At 71.4% G+C, this 17847-nt stretch carries 12 protein-coding genes; 7 read left to right on the top strand and 5 right to left on the bottom strand.

What is annotated here, in order from left to right; translation table 11 throughout:
- Window positions 1-80: 80 nt before the first annotated feature.
- Entirely contained in the window at window positions 81-608 is a 528-nt protein-coding gene (locus tag IE278_RS01190) for a DinB family protein (protein ID WP_189767796.1), read from the bottom strand.
- 275 nt (window positions 609-883) lie between these two features.
- Here IE278_RS01190 and IE278_RS01185 point away from each other — a divergent pair, with 275 nt between their 5' ends.
- The 5 genes from IE278_RS01185 (at window position 884) to IE278_RS01165 (ending at window position 10590) form a co-directional block, all read left to right on the top strand.
- Entirely contained in the window at window positions 884-1729 is an 846-nt protein-coding gene (locus tag IE278_RS01185; RefSeq protein WP_189767794.1) for an MIP/aquaporin family protein, read from the top strand.
- A 27-nt stretch (window positions 1730-1756) separates the two neighbouring features.
- On the top strand, window positions 1757-3274 hold the full coding sequence (glpK, locus tag IE278_RS01180) for a glycerol kinase GlpK (protein WP_189767792.1): 1518 nt from the start codon (window positions 1757-1759) through the stop codon (window positions 3272-3274).
- Between the two features lie 404 nt (window positions 3275-3678).
- On the top strand, window positions 3679-6792 hold the full coding sequence (locus tag IE278_RS01175; protein ID WP_246569664.1) for an AfsR/SARP family transcriptional regulator: 3114 nt from the start codon (window positions 3679-3681) through the stop codon (window positions 6790-6792).
- 278 nt (window positions 6793-7070) lie between these two features.
- Complete coding sequence (locus IE278_RS01170) at window positions 7071-8012, top strand: TauD/TfdA dioxygenase family protein (protein WP_189767790.1); 942 nt, start codon at window positions 7071-7073, stop codon at window positions 8010-8012.
- Between the two features lie 211 nt (window positions 8013-8223).
- Entirely contained in the window at window positions 8224-10590 is a 2367-nt protein-coding gene (locus IE278_RS01165) for an AbfB domain-containing protein (RefSeq protein ID WP_189767788.1), read from the top strand.
- Window positions 10591-10647: 57 nt separating this feature from the next.
- Here the strand turns inward: IE278_RS01165 and IE278_RS01160 are convergent, their stop codons facing one another.
- From IE278_RS01160 to IE278_RS01150, 3 genes are all read right to left on the bottom strand, one after another.
- Window positions 10648-11379, bottom strand: coding sequence for a LamG domain-containing protein (locus IE278_RS01160; protein ID WP_189767786.1), 732 nt, complete (start codon window positions 11377-11379; stop codon window positions 10648-10650).
- Between the two features lie 134 nt (window positions 11380-11513).
- Entirely contained in the window at window positions 11514-12719 is a 1206-nt protein-coding gene (locus IE278_RS01155) for a PP2C family protein-serine/threonine phosphatase (RefSeq protein WP_189767784.1), read from the bottom strand.
- On the bottom strand, window positions 12716-14323 hold the full coding sequence (locus tag IE278_RS01150) for a sensor histidine kinase (RefSeq protein WP_189767781.1): 1608 nt from the start codon (window positions 14321-14323) through the stop codon (window positions 12716-12718). Before IE278_RS01150 ends, IE278_RS01155 begins: the two co-directional genes overlap by 4 nt.
- A gap of 108 nt (window positions 14324-14431) precedes the next feature.
- On the opposite strand from IE278_RS01150, the gene IE278_RS01145 reads away from it, so the two are divergent.
- Window positions 14432-15202 carry a response regulator gene (locus IE278_RS01145; protein ID WP_189767779.1) on the top strand — a complete coding sequence of 257 codons (771 nt, stop codon included), beginning with the start codon at window positions 14432-14434 and terminating at the stop codon, window positions 15200-15202.
- 13 nt (window positions 15203-15215) lie between these two features.
- On the opposite strand, the gene IE278_RS01140 is transcribed toward IE278_RS01145, so the two are convergent.
- The gene (locus IE278_RS01140; protein WP_189767777.1) at window positions 15216-16778 is read right to left on the bottom strand and encodes an alpha/beta hydrolase; all 1563 of its coding nucleotides are present in this window, start codon (window positions 16776-16778) and stop codon (window positions 15216-15218) included.
- 93 nt (window positions 16779-16871) lie between these two features.
- Between IE278_RS01140 and IE278_RS01135 the strand changes: the two genes are divergently transcribed.
- Window positions 16872-17825, top strand: coding sequence for a MerR family transcriptional regulator (locus IE278_RS01135; protein ID WP_308434870.1), 954 nt, complete (start codon window positions 16872-16874; stop codon window positions 17823-17825).
- The last annotated feature ends 22 nt before the right edge of the window (window positions 17826-17847 follow it).

Here is a 17847-nt window from a genome sequence, read left to right as displayed (position 1 = left end):
GGGGCGAGGACCTCCTGCCTGCTCGCAGGTGGCGGGCACGGCGGCGCAGACCGAGGGGCTGAACCGCGTCGAGCGGTCCGTCACGTGCCGGTGACTCCGTCGATCCGCTCGCGGATGAGGTCGGCATGACCGTTGTGACGTGCGTACTCCTCGATCATGTGCACCATGATCCAGCGGAGCGAGACTCCGTGGTGGCCGACGTGAGCCGCGTCCTGTTCGGACAGGCGGCCGGAGTCCTCCAGGGTCGCGTCGGCGATCAGCTCACGGCCCCGGGCGATCTCCGCCCGCCAGGCAGCCATCACCTCGTCCAGCCCCCGGTCCGGCCGGAGGCCGAAGCCGTCGTGATTGTCCTGCCCGAAGACAAGTGGCACGTCATGGCCCGCGAAGACGCGCTGGAACCAGTTGCGCTCCACCTCGGTCAGGTGCTGTACGAGGCCGAGCAGCGTCATCGACGAGGGCGCCGCCGCGGCCAGTCGTAACTGGTCGTCCTTCAGGCCCGCGCACTTCAGGGTGAGCGTCGCGCGGTGGAAGTCCAACCACGCTTCCAGCATGGCGCGTTCGTCGGCGTGTGTAGGCGGGATAGGTCGTCCGTCCGGTGTCGTATTCATGACCACACCCTCGCAGGGGCGACCGCGATCCCACAGGGATGTGCGGGTCAGGAAACCGACGCGAAGCCGATCACCACACCGACCAGACCGGCGGGGCTCGCAGAGCGGTCTCAGGTGACCCGTGTGCGGGAGCACCGGCAAGGCTCCGGAGCGGCAGGGCACCAGCCACCGAGCCGGATGTGCCCCGATATGCACTCTCGCGTAAACCGTCCTAGCCTGGCGGATATCGCTCGGGGCGGTCGACGGCCGGTACAGCCGGCGGAGGGTGAGCTTCCATGGCTGAGCGGCGTATACGGGCCGGAGTGGTCGGCGAGTTGTCGGCCGAGTTCGCGGGCACACTGATCCTCATTCTCTTCGGCTGCGGCGTGGTGGCCCAGGTGTCCGCGGGCGGCGCTCTCACGGATCCGGCGGGCGGTCTGGGTGACCACGACAGCATCGCCTGGGCGTGGGGCCTCGGTGTCACCCTGGGCGTCTATGTGGCGGCGAGACTGAGCGGCGCCCACCTCAATCCCGCGGTGACCGTGGCGCTCGCCGCGTTCAAGGGGTTCCCGTGGCGCAAAGTGGCTCCCTACGCGGTGGCCCAGACGGCCGGCGCCTTCGTGGCGGCGCTCCTCGTCCGCTGGAACTACAGCGAGGCCCTGGCGAAGGCCGACCCCGGACACACCCTCAAGACGCAGGGCGTGTTCTCGACGCTCCCCGGCAACGGCAATCCCGCCCTCCCCGTCCACGAGTGGGGCGCGCTCCGTGACCAGATCATCGGCACCGCCATCCTGCTGCTGCTCATCATGGCCATCACGGACATGCTGAACACGCCGCCGGGCGCGAACCTGGGCCCGTTCGTCATCGGCCTGGTCGTGGTCGCGATCGGCATGGCCTGGGGGACGAACGCGGGGTACGCCATCAACCCGGCCCGTGACTTCGGACCCCGGCTGGCCAGCTTCCTCACCGGCTACGGCGGAGCGTGGCGGGACCAGTACGGGAACCTCTACTTCTGGGTGCCGATCATCGGTCCGCTGATCGGCGGCCTGCTCGGCGCGGGTCTGTACAAGGTCCTCATCGGCCGCTTCCTGCCGTCCGCTGAACCCGAGCCGCCGGGACGCATCCCGGCATCCAAGGACTGACCACACCGGCCGGAGAGGCGGAAACCCATGGCGGACTTCATCGGCGCGGTGGATCAGGGAACCACCAGCACCCGATTCATGATCTTCGACCACGGCGGCAACGAGGTGGCGAAGCACCAGCTGGAGCACGCCCAGATCCTGCCGCGTTCGGGCTGGGTGGAGCACGACCCGGTGGAGATCTGGGAACGCGCCAACTCGGTGATCCAGAACGCCCTGCGCTACGGCGGTCTGACGGCGACCGACCTGGCCGCGATCGGTATCACCAACCAGCGCGAGACGACGGTGGTGTGGGATCCGCGCAACGGCCGCCCGTACTACAACGCCATCGTGTGGCAGGACACCCGCACCGACGGGATCGCGGCGGCCCTGGAGCGTTCGGGGCAGGGCGACGTCATCCGCCGCAAGGCCGGGCTGCCGCCGGCCACGTACTTCTCCGGAGGGAAGATCCAGTGGATCCTGGAGAACGTCGACGGCGTACGTGAGGCGGCGGAGCAGGGCCATGCCCTGTTCGGGAACACGGACGCGTGGGTCCTGTGGAACCTCACCGGCGGGCCCGACGGCGGTATCCACGCCACCGACGTGACCAACGCCAGCCGCACCATGCTGATGAACCTGGAGACCCTCGACTGGGACGACGAACTGCTGGGCTTCTTCGGCATCCCGCGGGCCATGCTGCCGGCCATCAAGCCCTCGTCGCACCCGGAGGCGTACGGTGTCACCCGCGCCTCGCGGCCCCTGCGCGCGGCCATTCCCATCGGGGGTGTGCTCGGCGACCAGCAGGCGGCGACCGTCGGACAGGTCTGCTTCGCGCCCGGCGAGGCGAAGAACACCTACGGCACGGGCAACTTCCTGGTGCTCAACACCGGCACGGAGCTGGTCCGTTCCGAGCACGGGCTGCTCACCACCGTGGCGTACAAGTTCGGTGACGACCCGGTCATCTACGCGCTGGAGGGCTCCATCGCGGTGACCGGCTCCGCGGTGCAGTGGCTGCGCGACCAGATGAAGATCATCAAGACGGCCGCCGAGAGCGAGGATCTCGCCCGCAGCGTCGAGGACAACGGGGGCATGTACTTCGTCCCTGCCTTCTCCGGCCTGTTCGCGCCCTACTGGCGCTCCGACGCGCGCGGGGCGATCGTCGGACTGGCCCGGTACAACGACAACGCGCATCTGGCACGGGCGACGTTGGAGGCCATCTGCTACCAGAGCCGCGACGTCGTGGACGCCATGGAACAGGACTCCGGGGTCCATCTCGACGTGCTCAAGGTCGACGGCGGGGTCACCGCCAACGACCTCTGCATGCAGATCCAGGCCGATGTCCTCGGCGTCTCCGTGAGCCGTCCCGTCGTCGCCGAGACGACCGCGCTCGGCGCCGCCTACGCGGCCGGGCTGGCCGTCGGTTTCTGGCGGGACACGGATGAACTGCGCACCCACTGGAACGAGTCGAAGCGCTGGGAGCCGCAGTGGTCGGACGACCAGCGCGCGGAAGGCTACGCCGGGTGGAAGAGGGCCGTGGAACGCACCCTCGACTGGGTGCGCGTCCCCTGACGGCGCGTGCGCGGAGCGCGGCATCGGTGGTGTCCGGTGCCCCGCTCCGCCGCCGCTGACCCCCGTTGACAGCGGCGACGGGCGAAGCCCCACTGCAGGTCCGGCTCCGTGCCTGAACCTGCGGCTGATCCGGTTGACCGGCCCGGCACGAAGGGGGGTCCGGACGCCGGGCCGGCCAACCGGCTGTTCGAAGACTGCAAGAGGGACCTTGTGAAAACCTTGCCGGGCCCCTCGGCCCCCGCACGGCCGCGCCCGGGACCTGCGTGCCGACCTCGGGCCGAGCCGGGATCACTGGGCGTACCGGAACCATCACCATGACCGCACCACCGGCCCCCCATGTGTGGAATCCTGGGCAAGATCGGGGGAGTTCGTGAAAAGCAGTGCGGCCGATCGTGGGTGGGGACGTGGATCTTCGATTACTGGGCTCGTTGGAACTGTGGGCCGGCGGTCGTCCTGTCGAGCTGGGGCAGCCCAGACAGCGCATGGTCCTGGCGGCGCTGGCCGCCAACGCGGGCCGGTTGATGACCGTGGACGCCCTGGTGGACCGGGTCTGGGACGACACCCCTCCCGACGCGGCCCGTTCGACGCTGTACTCGCATGTGAGCCGGGTCCGGCGTGTGCTGGACGAGGCGGCGCGCGGCGAGGACGGGACGGCGGACCATCCGCCGCTCCAACTGGCCCGGGTGTCGGGCGGTTATCTTCTGCGGGCGGCGGACGACAGCATCGACCTGCTGCGGTTCCGGGCGCTGGTGGCCCAGGCCCGTGGTCTGCGTCCGGGTGACGCCGAGTGCGGCAGGCTCCTGCGGGACGCCCTCGACCTGTGGCGGGGCTCGCCGCTGGCGGACCTGCCGGGCGCCTGGGCCGAGCGGACCCGGACGGCCTGGCTGAACGAACGGCTCGAAGCCGCCCTCCAGTGGGCCCGGGCCGAGACCGCGGCGGGACACGCCTCGCAGGCGATCGGCCGGATGCGGGCCCTGTCCGACGAGTTCCCCCTGGCAGAACCCCTCGCGGCCTTGCTCGTCAGGTCACTGGCCCGGGCCGGCCGGACCGCCGAGGCACTGGACCACTACACCGAGGTCCGCCGCAGGCTGGCCGACGAGTTGGGCTCGGTCCCCGGGGTGGAACTGCGCACGGCCTACGAGGAGGCGCTGCGCGACCGCCCACTGCCGGCCACCGGCACGGAGTCCGGCCCCGCTGCGGGAGGCGCGCGGACATCTGTCTCCCGGCCCGCGCAACTGCCCTTCGACGTACGGGCGTTCACTGGCCGCAAGGAACAACTGGACGAGCTGTCCCAGCATTTGCTGTCCACCGAGGAGGGGGCCGACGCCACCAACACGGTCGTGGTGTCCGCCGTGTCCGGCACCGCCGGAGTCGGCAAGACCGCGCTCGCCGTCCACTGGTCCCACCGTGTGCGCGAGCAGTTCCCCGACGGCCAGCTCTACGCGGACCTGCGCGGCTACGACACGGACGAACCGGTGCCCGCGGCCGACATCCTCACCGGATTCCTCGTCGCCCTCGGTGTCCCGGGCGCCGAGATCCCGCTGCGCCCGGACGACCGCTCCGCCCGCTACCGCACCGAGCTGAGCGAGCGCCGCATGCTCATCGTGCTCGACAACGCCTCGTCCAGCGAGCAGATACGCCCGCTCCTGCCCGGCGCGAGCCGGTGCAGAACCGTGGTGACCAGCAGGGACGTGCTCAGCTCCCTGGTGTCCCTGCACGGCGCCCACCGGCTCGTACTCGACGTGCTCCCCCTGGACGACGCCGTACGACTGCTGAGCAGGCTCATCGGACCCCGGGCCGCGGCCGAACCACAGGCCGCGGCCGTCCTCGCCGAGCAGTGCGGACGGCTGCCCCTCGCCCTGCGTATCGCCGCGGAGCTGGCGCTCGCCCGGACCTCCTCGCCACTGAGCGCCCTCACCGCCGAACTGGACGACCGGCGGAGCCGGTTGGAGCTGCTGGACTCGGACGACGATCCCCGGGCGGCCGTGCGCGCCGTCTTCTCCTGGTCCTACGACCGCCTGCCGCCCGAAGCCGCCGTCGCCTTCCGGCTTCTGGGACTGCACCCGGGACCCGATGTGGACGTGTACGCGGCGGCCGCCCTGTGCGGACGCTCCGTCGCCGACACCCGGCAGACCCTGGACCTGCTGGCCCGCAGCCATCTGATCCAGCCCACCCGCGCCGGCCGGCACGGCATGCACGACCTGCTGCGGGTGTACGCGGCCTGGCAGGCCGAGCGGCACGACGGGCCCGCCGACCGCGAGGCGGCGCTCGACCGTCTCCTCACCCACTACCTCGCGGCGTCCTGCGCAGCCATGGACGTGCTGTTCCCGGCCGAGCGGCACCTGCGGCCCCGGATCGCGGCCCCGCGGACCGAACTGCCGCCGTTTCCCGACGAGGCCCACGCCAAGGACTGGCTGGCGGCCGAGCACGCCGTGCTCACGGCGGTCACCGCCACCGAGGCCGGACGCGGCAGGGCCGAGCACGCCGTCGGGCTGTCCACCACCCTGCACCGCCACTTCGACAGCCGCGGACTGTTCACCGACGCGCTCGTCATCCACGGCAACGCCCTGCGGGCCGCCCGCGCGGCGGGTGACCGGCGGGGCGAGGCCGAGGTGCGCACCTGTCTCGGCACGACCCACCGACGGCTGGCACAGTACGACGAGGCGGTCCGGCACCACACGGAGTCGCTCGCCCTCTGCCGGCGGATCGGGCTGCCGGTGACCGAGGCCCGCAACCTCACCAACCTCGGCGTCCTGCACGAACTGCGCGGCCAGTACCGCGAGGCAGCCGAGCGGCACGGCGAGGCGGTCGTCCTCTTCCGGAAGGTCGGGGACATCGGCGGCGAAGCCGACACGCTCAACAACCTCGGCATCGTGCACGAGTTGCTCGACGACTACGAGACCTCCGCGGAACAGCACCGGCAGGCACTCGCCCTCTTCCGTTCCCTCGGTCATGCCTTCGGTGAGGCCAGCGCGCTGGGCAACCTCGGCATCGTGCTGTCCCGGCTCGACCAGCACGCCACGGCGGCCGAGCACTTCGAGGAGGCGCTCGCCCTGTTCCGGCGGCTCGGCCACCGCGGGGGCGAGGCGCACGCCCTCAGCAACCTCGGTGACGCCCACAACCGCCTCGGCCACCACCGGGAGGCGGCCACCCATCAGCGGGCGGCGCTCGCCCTGTTCCAGCGGACCGGGGAGCGCTACGGCGAAGCGGGCAGCCTCAACGGTCTCGGCGAGGCCCTGCACGGCTCGGGCCGGCCGGACGAGGCCGCGACCGCACACCGCGCCGCCCTCGCCCTGGCCATGGAGATCGAGGAGAAGGAGGAGCAGGCCCGCGCCCACATCGGCCTGGCCCGCATCCACCAGGACCGCGCCGACCTGCCGACGGCCCGAGAGCACTGGCAGGAGGCGCTCGCCCTGTACAGCGCCATCGGGTCACCGCGCGCCGCCGGTGTGAGCGAGTCACTGGCCGCGCTGGAGACACGGCGGCAGGAGGACACGCACAGCCCCGACTGTGCCTGAGCCGGCCGGGGCCCTCGCCGACGTCCGTTGACAGCGGAGAGGGCTCCTCCCACAATGATCAGCATGACCTGGCACTGTTGCGACGCGATGACGGGGCCTCTGCGTGCCCCGAATCGGACCGGGTGCGAACGCTCCGGTCGATAACCGGATATCCGCTTCACCGCCGAACCGAGCCGTATCACTCTCGCCGCGCCGCAGTCCGGTCGTGCTGGTCATCTCCTCACGCCCCGTGCCTGCCGCCCGACGGCCATCGAGCCATGCGAACGAGGAGCATCTTCATGACGGTCACCATTCCGCAGACGGACGTGCCGCCACTGCGCGAAGCACACGTGCCGACGGGCGGCATCTACGAAGGCGCCCGTGAGCTGCGGCGCCTGCCCGAGGGCCTGCCCGCCCGTCCCTACGACCTCTTCGAGCTGATACCCCAGGCGCGCACGATCGGGGCCGAGATCCGCGGCGTCGACCTGTCGCGTCCGCTGGACCCCGCCCTGCGCGAGGAGCTCAACCGGGCGCTGCTGGAGTGGAAGGTGCTCTTCTTCCGCGCCCAGCACCTCACGTCCGAGCAGCAGAGCGGCTTCGCCCGCAACTGGGGTGAGCTGGAGACCAACCCCCTGCTCGCCCGCGGCTCCAGCGCCGACGTGGTGCGCTTCGACAAGGGGGCCGGGGCCACACCGACCTTCGAGAACGTGTGGCACGCGGACGTCACCTTCCGTGAGCGGCCCGCGCTCGGTGCCGTGCTCCAGCTGCGCGAGGTGCCGCCCTTCGGCGGAGACACCATGTGGGCGGACATGGCCGCCGCGTACGACAACCTCTCGCCGGAGGTGAAGGACCGTATCGACGGGGCCACCGCCGTGCACGACTTCATCCCCGGCTTCGCCCGCTTCTACGGTCCCGAACGGCTCGCCCCGTACCAGGACGCCTTCCCGCCGGTGGAGCACCCGGTCGTCCGCACGCATCCGGAGACGGGCAGGAAGCTGCTGTTCGTCAACACCTCCTTCACCACCCGGATCACCGGCCTGGCCCGCGAGGAGAGCGACCAGTTGCTGCGCCACCTCGTGCAGCAGGCGCACGTTCCGGAGTACCAGGTGCGCTTCCGCTGGCAGGCCGGGGACATCGCCTTCTGGGACAACCGTGCCACCCAGCACTACGCGGTGAACGACTACGGCACGCACCGTCGCGTGGCGGAACGCGTCGCCATCGCGGGCGACCGCCCCTTCTGACCGGCGCGCGCGACCCCTGGGCCCGGCGCGGCCCAGGGGCGGTGCGGTGTGTGCTCGCCCAATTGTTCTTGTCATGTACCTGTACAGAGCTTCGGTGTCGTGCTGTCATGCCAACTACCGCCCTTTCCAACGTTGTACAGGCTGAGCCGCCGAGCCGCCAGCCTTCTCTCCGTACGTGCACGTCCTTGCCCCCGACACCCAAGGAGTCACGATGCGCAGCACCACCCCGGCCCCGCGCCCCCGGGCACTCTGGCTGAGACAGCGGGCGAGGCGGATCACCACCGTGCTCGCCACCCTCGCGTTGGTCTGCACGGCCGCCCTGACCGCCACGGGCACCGTGCAGGCCGCCCCGGCCGCGTGGACACCCAAGCCCTCCCCCATGACCACCCCGTGGACCAACCAGGTATCGGTCGACAGTCCACTGCCGGAGTACCCGCGCCCGCAGCTCACCCGTCCCGACTGGGCCAATCTCAACGGCATCTGGGACTTCGCGGTCACCTCGGCGGACGCGGGCCAGCCCGCCTCGTTCTCCGAGCAGATCCGGGTGCCGTTCGTCGCCGAGTCCGCGCTCTCCGGGATCCAGCGCAAGATCACCCAGAACGACAAGCTCTGGTACAAGCGCACCTTCACGGTCCCGGCGGGCTGGAACGGCCGCCGCGTCCAGCTCAACTTCGGCGCCAGCGACTGGCGTACGACGGTCTGGGTGAACGGCAGCCAGGCCGGCGCCACGCACAGCGGGGGCTACGACTCCTTCTCGTACGACATCACCGGGCTGCTCAACGGCGGCACCAACACCGTCGTCGTGTCCGTCTGGGACCCCAGCCAGACGGGCATCGGGGCGGTCGGCAAGCAGCGCATCAACGACGTGACCCCGCACCCGGGAGGCGGCATCTTCTACACCGCGGCCTCCGGCATCTGGCAGACGGTGTGGCTGGAGCCGACGGCGACCGCGCACATCACCCGCCTCGACATGGTCCCCGACCTCACCAACAACACCCTGAAGGTCACTGTCCGGGGCGCCGGCGTCTCCGGGCAGAGCGCCCGGGTGACCGTGTCCTCGGGCTCGACCACAGTGGGCGCCGCGACCGGCGCGGTCGGCGGCACGATCACCGTACCGATCCCGAACCCGCGGCTGTGGACCCCCGAGGATCCGTTCCTGTACGACGTGAAGGCAGAGCTGCTCTCCGGTTCGGCCGTCGTCGACTCCGTGGGCGGCTACAGCGGCATGCGTTCCGTGGGCGTCTCGCGGGTGGACGGCGTCCTGCGTCCCGTCCTCAACGGGAAGTTCGTCTTCCAGACCGGCACCCTCGACCAGGGCTACTGGCCGGACGGCATCTACACCGCGCCGACCGACGACGCCCTCAAGTACGACCTGCAGAAGCACAAGGACCTCGGCTTCAACATGGTGCGCAAGCACATCAAGGTCGAGCCGCAGCGGTGGTTCTACTGGGCGGACCGGCTGGGGCTGCTGGTCTGGCAGGACATGCCCTCCATGGACACCCGCACCCCCGACAGCGCCGCCCGCACCCAGTGGGAGGCCGAGTACGACCGCATCATCGACCAGCACCGCAGCTCACCGTCCGTGGTGATGTGGGTCAATCAGAACGAGGGCTGGGGGCAGTACGACCAGGCCCGCATCGCCGACCATGTGAAGGCGTACGACCCCTCGCGGCTGGTGAACAACATGAGCGGCGTCAACTGCTGCGGCGCGGTCGACGGCGGCAACGGCGATGTCCTGGACCACCATGTCTACGTCGGTCCCGGCACGACCGTGCCCAGTGCCACCCGCGCCGCCGTCCTCGGTGAGTACGGCGGTCTGGGCTTCAAGGTCGCCGGTCACGAGTGGTATCCGGGCGGCGGCTTCAGCTACGAGGACCAGCCGGACCAGGCGCATCTGAACAACCGGCTGGTCGGACTCCTCGACGCGCTGCGCGAGGTGCGGATGCCCGCCGGGCTCTCGGCCTCCGTCTACACCGAGATCACCGACGTGGAGAACGAGGCCAACGGCCTCCTCACCTATGACCGGCAGGTCGTCAAGGTCGACGCGGCCCGCGTCCAGGCCGCCAACCGCGCCCTCATCGACACCTCCCGGACCCCGACCACCCCCGTGGTCCTGCCCTCGAACCAGTACAGGTCCCTGCGGGTGACCACCCCCGGCTACACGAACCGCTATCTGCGCCACCGCGACGGGGCCGCCTACACCGACGTGGTCGACGCGAACAGCGCAGCCCTCCTCAAGAACGACGCCACCTGGAAGGTCGTACCGGGCCTCGCCAACAGCGCCTGCTACTCCTTCGAGTCGCGCAACTACCCCGGCCAGTACCTGCGTCACCGCGAGTACCGCGTCTACAAGGAGTCGGGCAGCGGGGCCGTGTTCCAGGCCGACGCGACCTTCTGTGCCGTGCGCGGCGCGGGCGGCGGCATCCGGCTGTCGGCCTCCAACTTCCCCGAGCAGTATCTGCGGCACTACAACGCCGAGTTGTGGCTGGCCACCCCGGGCGGCTCCCACGCCTGGGACAACCCCGCCTCCTTCACCGAGGACACCACCTGGGCCGTCGAGACACCCTGGGCGCCCTGACCGCACGCGGGGGACGGCACCCTCGGCCGGGCCGCCGTCCCCCGCCCTCCTCTGCCCTCACGGGGGCGCTTCGGCCGTCCCGGCCGTCCGGGACGGCACCGCGGCCGGACGGCGCACGACCAGACTCTCCACCACGTACGACATCTCCTTGGTCCCGGATTCGGGGCGAGGGTGGTACCGCCCGGCACTCACCGACAGGTTGACGATGAGGTAGGCGTGCCAGTTCCTTCCCACGCCTCGGCCGTCGGCGAAGATCCGCGTGCCGTTCAGCCACCAGACCACCGAGCGGGCCCCGAACTCCACCCGCAGGTCGACATGGCCGCCGGGACGCACGGCTTCGTCGTGGTGGTAGAGATGCCCGCCGCGCACATGGTTGGAGAACTCCAGCAGGTCGGGGTTGTCCGGGTGGTACTCGAACACGTCGATCTCCTGGCCCCCGTCCCGCCAGGTCCAGATGGCCGGCCAGGCCCCTACCTCGACGGGCAGCCGCACGCGTGTCTCCAGTACGTCCCCCGCGCGCACCATGAAGTCGTCCTCGCTGCCCTCGGTGGTGAGCAGGCCCGCACTCCACAGGCCGTCCTTGCGGCGCGTGGCGCGGAACGTGCCGGTGCGGGAGTACGCCGGGTCGGGGACCAGGTAGTCCAGCTTGTTGTCGGTCGGATTGACCGGGCCGCCCTCGGGATAGGCCCAGGAGCGGCCGGCCACCCACTGCCTTCGCGAACTGAAATCGGCGGTGAAGACGATGTCGGGCACAGACCGGCTCCTTGGGACGGAGGAACGGGGACACATGCGCGCAATCCGTTTCTCCCCGCCCGTCCGGCGCCCATGCGCCGACCGGTCCCACCCGCCGCGCAAACAACCCGCCCGGGTGAACTCGCCCGCCGGACAAGGGTTTCCGGGCGGGCGGGGGCCGTCGCCGGAGCTCAGGGACGAGCGGGCCGGCTGCCCCAGTCGAGGCGGAGCACGGCCAGGTCGTCGGAGTGCCGGCCGGCGTTCAGCGCATGGGTCTCCTTGATGAGGAGGTCGACGTGGGCGGCCGGGTCCGCCGACGGCAGTTTCTGTATCAGCGCGAGCAGCCCCTCGACGCCGAGCCGCTCCTCCTTCGTCCCGTTGTGTCCTTCGGTGAGGCCGTCGGTGTAGAGCGTCAGGGCTCCGGCGGCCGGGAGCGGGACGACCGTGGAGGGCCAGCTGTGGACGCCGGGGACGATGCCCAGCGCGATGCCGTGGGCGGCGGTCACCTCCCAGGTCCCCTCGGGTGCGGTGAGGAGGGGTTCATGGTGGCCGGCGAGGTGGAGGGTCGCGGTGGCGGCCTCCTGGTCGAGGGTGAGCAGCGTGCACGTGGCGAACAGCTGCTGGTTGCCGCGTTCGGCGATGAGGATGCGTTCCATCAGGTGCAGCAGGTCGTCCCCGCGGTGCCCGCCGAGTACGAGGGAGCGCCAGGCTATCCGCAGGCAGACACCGAGTGCGGCGGCGTCGGGGCCGTGGCCGCTGACGTCTCCGACCACGGCGTGCAGCAGCCCGTCGTCCCCTTCGACCACATCGAGGAAGTCACCGCCGAGCAGGGCCATCGTGGCGCCGGGCAGATAACGGGAGGTCACTCTGACCGTGGAGGTGTCGAGGATCGGCTGCGGCAGCAGACCCCGTTCCAGACGGGCGTTCTCCTCCGCTCGCAGTTGAACCGCCTGGGCCTCAGCGCTCGCTCGTTCGGTCTGGCTCCGGTAGACGGCGTAGCGCAGCGTCCTCTGCAGGAGGTCCGGTTCGACCTTGCCCTTGACGAGGTAGTCCTGGGCACCGGCCGCCATGGCGTCGGTGCCCGCCCGGTCCTCGGACAGCCCGGTCAGGACGATCACCGCGGTGTGCGGGGCGAGCCCGCGGACCGCGGTGACAGCGTCGATGCCCGACACGTCGGGCAGGTGGAGATCGAGGAAGATGCAGTCGATCGGGCCGCCCGCCAGTTCGGCGCGCGCCTCGGCCAGCGTGGTCCGGGTCGTCAGCGCGAACCGCAGCCCGGTGTCGTGCAGGAGTTCCTCCACGAGCAGCGCGTCGCCCGGGTCGTCCTCGATCAGGAGAATGCGGTACATCGGGTTGTCGGAGGCCGCGCCCGGGGCGGCCGTCGTTTGTCCGGTCATCGCGCCTGCTCCGCCTCCGCGCGGGTGGCTTCCGGCGTGGTGTCCGTGCCGGGGCTCTCCGGCGGCCGGGGTGCGAGGGTGAAGACGATGCGGGCGCCGTCGTGGTAGGCCGGGTCGACGGAGATGGTGCCGCCGTGGAACTCGACGATCTTCTTGCACATCGCGAGGCCGATCCCGCTGCCCGAGTAGGTGTCCTTGGTGTGCAGCCGCTGGAAGATCACGAAGATCTTGTCGGCGTACTCCGGTGCGATGCCGATGCCGTTGTCGGTGACGGCGAACCGCCACAGCTCGCCTTCCCGCTCCGCCGTGACGTGGATCTTCGGCGTCTCGCCCGGGCGCCGGAACTTGACGGCGTTGCCGATCAGGTTCTGCCAGAGCATGCCCAGCTGGGTGGGGTCCGCGACCAGGGTCGGCAGCGGGTCGTGGGTGATCGTCGCCCCGGCCTCCTCGATGCCCACGCTCATCGTGGACAGGGTCCGTTCCAGCACCTCGTCCAGGTCGACACTCTGATGCGCGTTGTGCAGGCGTCCGACCCGGGAGAAGTCGAGCAGGTCGTTGATGAGGATCTGCATGCGGTTCGCCCCGTCGACCGCGAAGTCGATGTACTGGTCGGCCCGGCTGTCGAGCTGCCCTCCGTAGCGCCGCTGGAGGAGCTGGGTGAAGCTGGAGACCTTGCGCAGCGGCTCCTGGAGGTCGTGGGAGGCCACGTACGCGAACTGCTCCAGTTCGGCGTTGGAGCGCTGGAGGTCGGCGGTCTGCGCGTTCAGACGTAGCCGTGTCTCCTCGCTGACGGCCAGCTCCCGGACGAGACGCCGGCGCATGAAGTCGATCTCGCTGCTGAGGCGGCGCAGATCCGCGGGGCCGGTCGGGGTGATGGGGTGCTCGAAGTCACCGCCCGCGACGGCACGGGCGTCCGCGCCGAGCTGCTCCAGGGGCCTGTTGATGCCGCGCCGCAGCCCTTCGAAGATCAACGCCGTGAGGAGGACGATGAGTACGGCGATGGCGCTGAACACCCAGTTGCGCAGGGCCATCGTGGACATCAGGTCGTCCCTGGCATGGACACGGTCCTCGCGCAGCCGCTCCTGCTGGCCGCTCAGGGCGGCGCGTACGTCGTCGAAGATCACCTTGCCCTCCGCGGCCCGTTCGGTGGCCAGCGGTGAGGGCGAACCGGCCGGCTCGGCGGCGACGGGCCGGGCGATCCTCTCCTGCCACCTCGTCACGGCGTCCTGCACGGTCTTCAGGTCCTTCAGCCGTGCGGCGTCGCCCCGCAGCAGCCCGGCGAGCTGCTTGCGGTTCGTCTCCTGCTCGGTGACCCCCTCCTCGTAGGGGGTGAGGAACGCCTTCGTGCCGGTGAGTCCGTAGCCGCGGATCCCGGTCTCCTGGTTGAGCACGGCCGCTTCCAGGCGTATGGAGACGGTCAGCGCGGGAGAGCGCACGTCCACGAGGTTGCTGCTGAGCGTCTCGGTCCGCCCCAGGACGTAGGCGCCCGCTGTCCCGAGCACGGCCAGAACCACCAGGGACGCGGCCACCCCTACACGAAGCCACCGCCTGGTAGTCCACGCGGAAAGCCCTCGCGTACGCGATTGCCTCTCATCGCCGGTCATTCTGTGGGCTCCTCGCTCTGACTGTCGTCTTGCTTGTTTGGCCAGCACACTTTAGAGGGCGACAACCCTTGTTGTCGCGGGGCTCCCCTTGGACCTAGAGTGCCGGGTATGCCAGGCAAGGACTTCGCACTGCGGATCACTCCGCAGGAGACAGCGACCATCGCGGACGCGACGGTCGGCGATCTCGCGCAGCGCCTCGCCCGTCGGCTGGTGGAAGCCCCGTCGCACCCGGCATCGGACGACCCGGCACAGGCTCTGGCCCTGCTCCACGTGCTGGATCACCTCAAGCAGGCCACCGAACGGCTCCAGCAGGAGGCGGCGGTGGCCGCCGCACGCGCGGGCGCCGGATACCCGCAGATCGGCGCCGCCTGCGGCATGACCCGCCAGGGCGCCCGGCGCCGCTGGCCGGGGCTTTTCCACCACTCCCACGAGAAACCCACGGAGCATCCGAAAATGACCACCCCCGCCCGTCCCTTCGACGTCCTGCTCGTCGAGGACGACATGGCCGACGCCATGCTCATCGAAGAAGCCCTCTCCGAGCGCGGGGCCCGCAACCTGGTCCAGGTCACCGACGGAGTCGCCGCGCTGGAGCACCTGCGGACGCCGGGCACCCCGCGCCCCGACCTCATCGTCCTCGACCTGAACATGCCGCGGATGAACGGCCGCGACCTGCTGAAGGTCCTCAAGAGCGATGACGACCTGCAGACGATCCCCGTGGTCGTCCTCACGACGTCCACCGCCCCGGACGACGTCACAGGCGCGTACAGCAGCCACGCCAACGCGTATGTGACGAAGCCCGTCAACCTCGACGAGTTCGAGCAGGCCGTCCAGAGCATCGACGCCTTCTACCTCGACACCGCCACCCGGCCCCGCCCCTGAACCGTGGGACGAATCACCACAGCCGTTCCAGCTGTGCGAGCACCGTGCGCACGGCCCGGACCACGGCCTCGCGTGATTCGTCCGTCGGTTCGTCGCTCTCGAAGCCGTGGCGGCCGTGCGGGACGTCGATGATCTCGACCGGGGCCTTCGTCTCCGTCGCCGCGGTCACGAACTCCCGCACTGTGGCGGCGATCTGCGGCGTCTCCAGGCCCGCCCGGGTCAGGACGACGGGCGGCAGCGCCCCGGCGGCGGTGCGGAGCGCGCCGACCGGGCCGAAGCGGGGGTCGACACCCCAGCCCGGCAGCGGGGCCAGGATCGGGTAGGTGAGGGCAAGGCAGCGCAGCCACGGCGGCGGCGCGGCGAGCCAGTCCGCGGCGAGCAGTCCGGCACCGGAGAAGACCCACAGGGCGATGCGCCCCGCGTCCACCCGGGGATCGGCCCGCAGCAGCTCGACGGCCTCCGCCACGTCGTCCGCCGCGCGCGCGTAGTCGGTGATGCCGTGCAGACGGTGCTCCACGACGGCACCCACCGCCCCGAGGCTCGCCGTGTACCGGGCGTAGCCGAGGTAGAACGGCGAGTCGCGCGGCGCGGGGACTAGATCCGCGGGCACGGGTCCGCCGTGCACGAACAGCACCGCGGGCCAGGGGCCTCGCGCCCCTCCCCCTCGCTCTCCCGCGCCCTCTCCCTCGTCCGCGCCCTCTCCCTCTCCGGTTTCCGCTTCCGTTCCCGTTCCAGTTTCCGGCAGGTGGAGGTCCACCCGCCCGTTGCGTACGCGCGGGCGCTCCGGGGCGTCGAGCAGAAACGGCCGGCCGTACGAGGACTCCTCCTCGGGCACGGTCAGCCGGCGCCCCTCGTCGGCGGCGGCGCGGAGCAGAACCCCGGCCAGTTCGTCCGGGCAGGAGAGCATCGGCCAGTGACCGGTGGCCAGTTCGAAGAAGCCCACCCTCGGATCGGCCAGCTTCCGCAGGTGCGGCGGGCCGGTGCGTACCAGCGCCTCGACCAGTTCCACGGTCGTCCCGCCGGCCGTGCACAGGATTCCGGTGGTGGGCACGGCCCCGGCGGCGCCGGTCAGTCGCAGTGGCCGCGTCAGCGTGCGCGCCGACTGCGGGGCGGCCAGCCGGCTCAGCAGTTCCAGGTGCCGCGCCGACAGGCCCTCCGTGCTGCCCCACCGCTGCCATCGCGCCGGCTCCGGCGGCGGGACCGGCCCGGGATCGCCGTCCGCGCGCAGCAGTTCGTGCACCGACGGGTCCGGCACCAGGGCGAGGGCCGTGTCGCCGTCCTGCGGCATCCCGGCGTCCAAATGCACGACCCGTGCGACCCGCTCGGGGCGGCGGTCCGCCGCGCCCAGGACGGGGTGGATGGCGTAGTCGTGGCCGACCAGCACCACCTCCTCCGTCGGATCGAGGGAATCGATCAGCCGGACCACGTCCTCGACATGCGTCTCCGGATCGGCCTCGGGCTGCGTGGTCAGCGACACCGGGTGCGCCTGCGCGCCCGCCTCCCGCAGCCGCCCGACGACTTCGCTCCAGATCCGTCCGTCGGTGAACGGGCCCGAGACCAGGATGAACACGGACATCGGTACCTCCAGGGTGGGTTCGTGGCAACCGACCGTTCTGGCCGGCAACCGCCCTCGCTAACCTAGGAACTCCCCCTGAGGGAGGTTCAACCCTTGCCACCCGACGGCACGAGCGGCACGAGCGGTACGAGCGCCGTGAACGGCATGAGCGGCGTCAACGGCACCCTGAGCATCGGCGAGCTCGCCGCGCAGGCGCGGACGACGGTCAAGACCGTCCGCTTCTACTCCGACCGGGGCCTGCTGCCCGAAGCCTCGCGCAGCGGCGGCGGCCACCGGCGTTACGGGCCCGAGGCGCCGGAGCGGCTGCGCACGATCCGCGCGCTGCGCTCACTGGGCGTGTCCGTCCCGGAGATCGGGCGTGTCCTCGACAGCGGCGACACGCTGGAGGCCGTGGTGGCACGCCGGTTGGCCGACCTCGGCGGCGAACTCGCCGTCCTGCGCTGGCGCGAGGCCGCGCTGCGGGCGGTGCGCGACGGCGACCCGGAGCGGCTCGCGGAGCGCCTGGAGCTGATCGGGGCGGTCAGCGTCCCGCCCAGCACGTCCGCCCTCGCGCACTACTGGCGCCGGGTGTTGCCGGTCCGCCTCTCCGCCCGGCTGCGCGGCGCCGTCACCGAGGCGGCCGTCCCACAGCCCCCGGCCGACCCGACTCCGGACGAGGTCCTCGCCTTCGCCCGCCTCCACGCCCTGGCGACGGCCGCCACCGACCACTGCCTCGCGTCCCACCGGCCCGCCACCGCCGCGCACCCGGACCTGCTCTACGACGGTCTGCACGAGGCGTACCTCCTGGTGGCCGCCGCCCTGCGGGCCGACCGCGCCCCAGGCCCTGGTGAGGCACTGGACTGTTACGTCGCCGCCCACGCCCGGGACTCCGGCACCCGGGACAGCCCCGCGTTCCGCCGCGCCCTCACGGTCCGTCTCGCCGCGGCGGATCACCCGGTGATGGCCCGCTACTGGCACCTGGCGGCGCGGTTGACACCCGGTCCGACCCTCGGCGGGGCGGACTCCTGGCTGCGTGAGGCACTGACCACGAGCGTGGCGGCGGCCTGATCCCCGCCCGCCGTGGCGCTCC

The sequence above is a fragment of the Streptomyces tauricus genome, assembly GCF_014650955.1.
GTDB classification, from domain to species: domain Bacteria; phylum Actinomycetota; class Actinomycetes; order Streptomycetales; family Streptomycetaceae; genus Streptomyces; species Streptomyces tauricus.
This window is presented reverse-complemented; position numbering and strand designations above follow the sequence as displayed.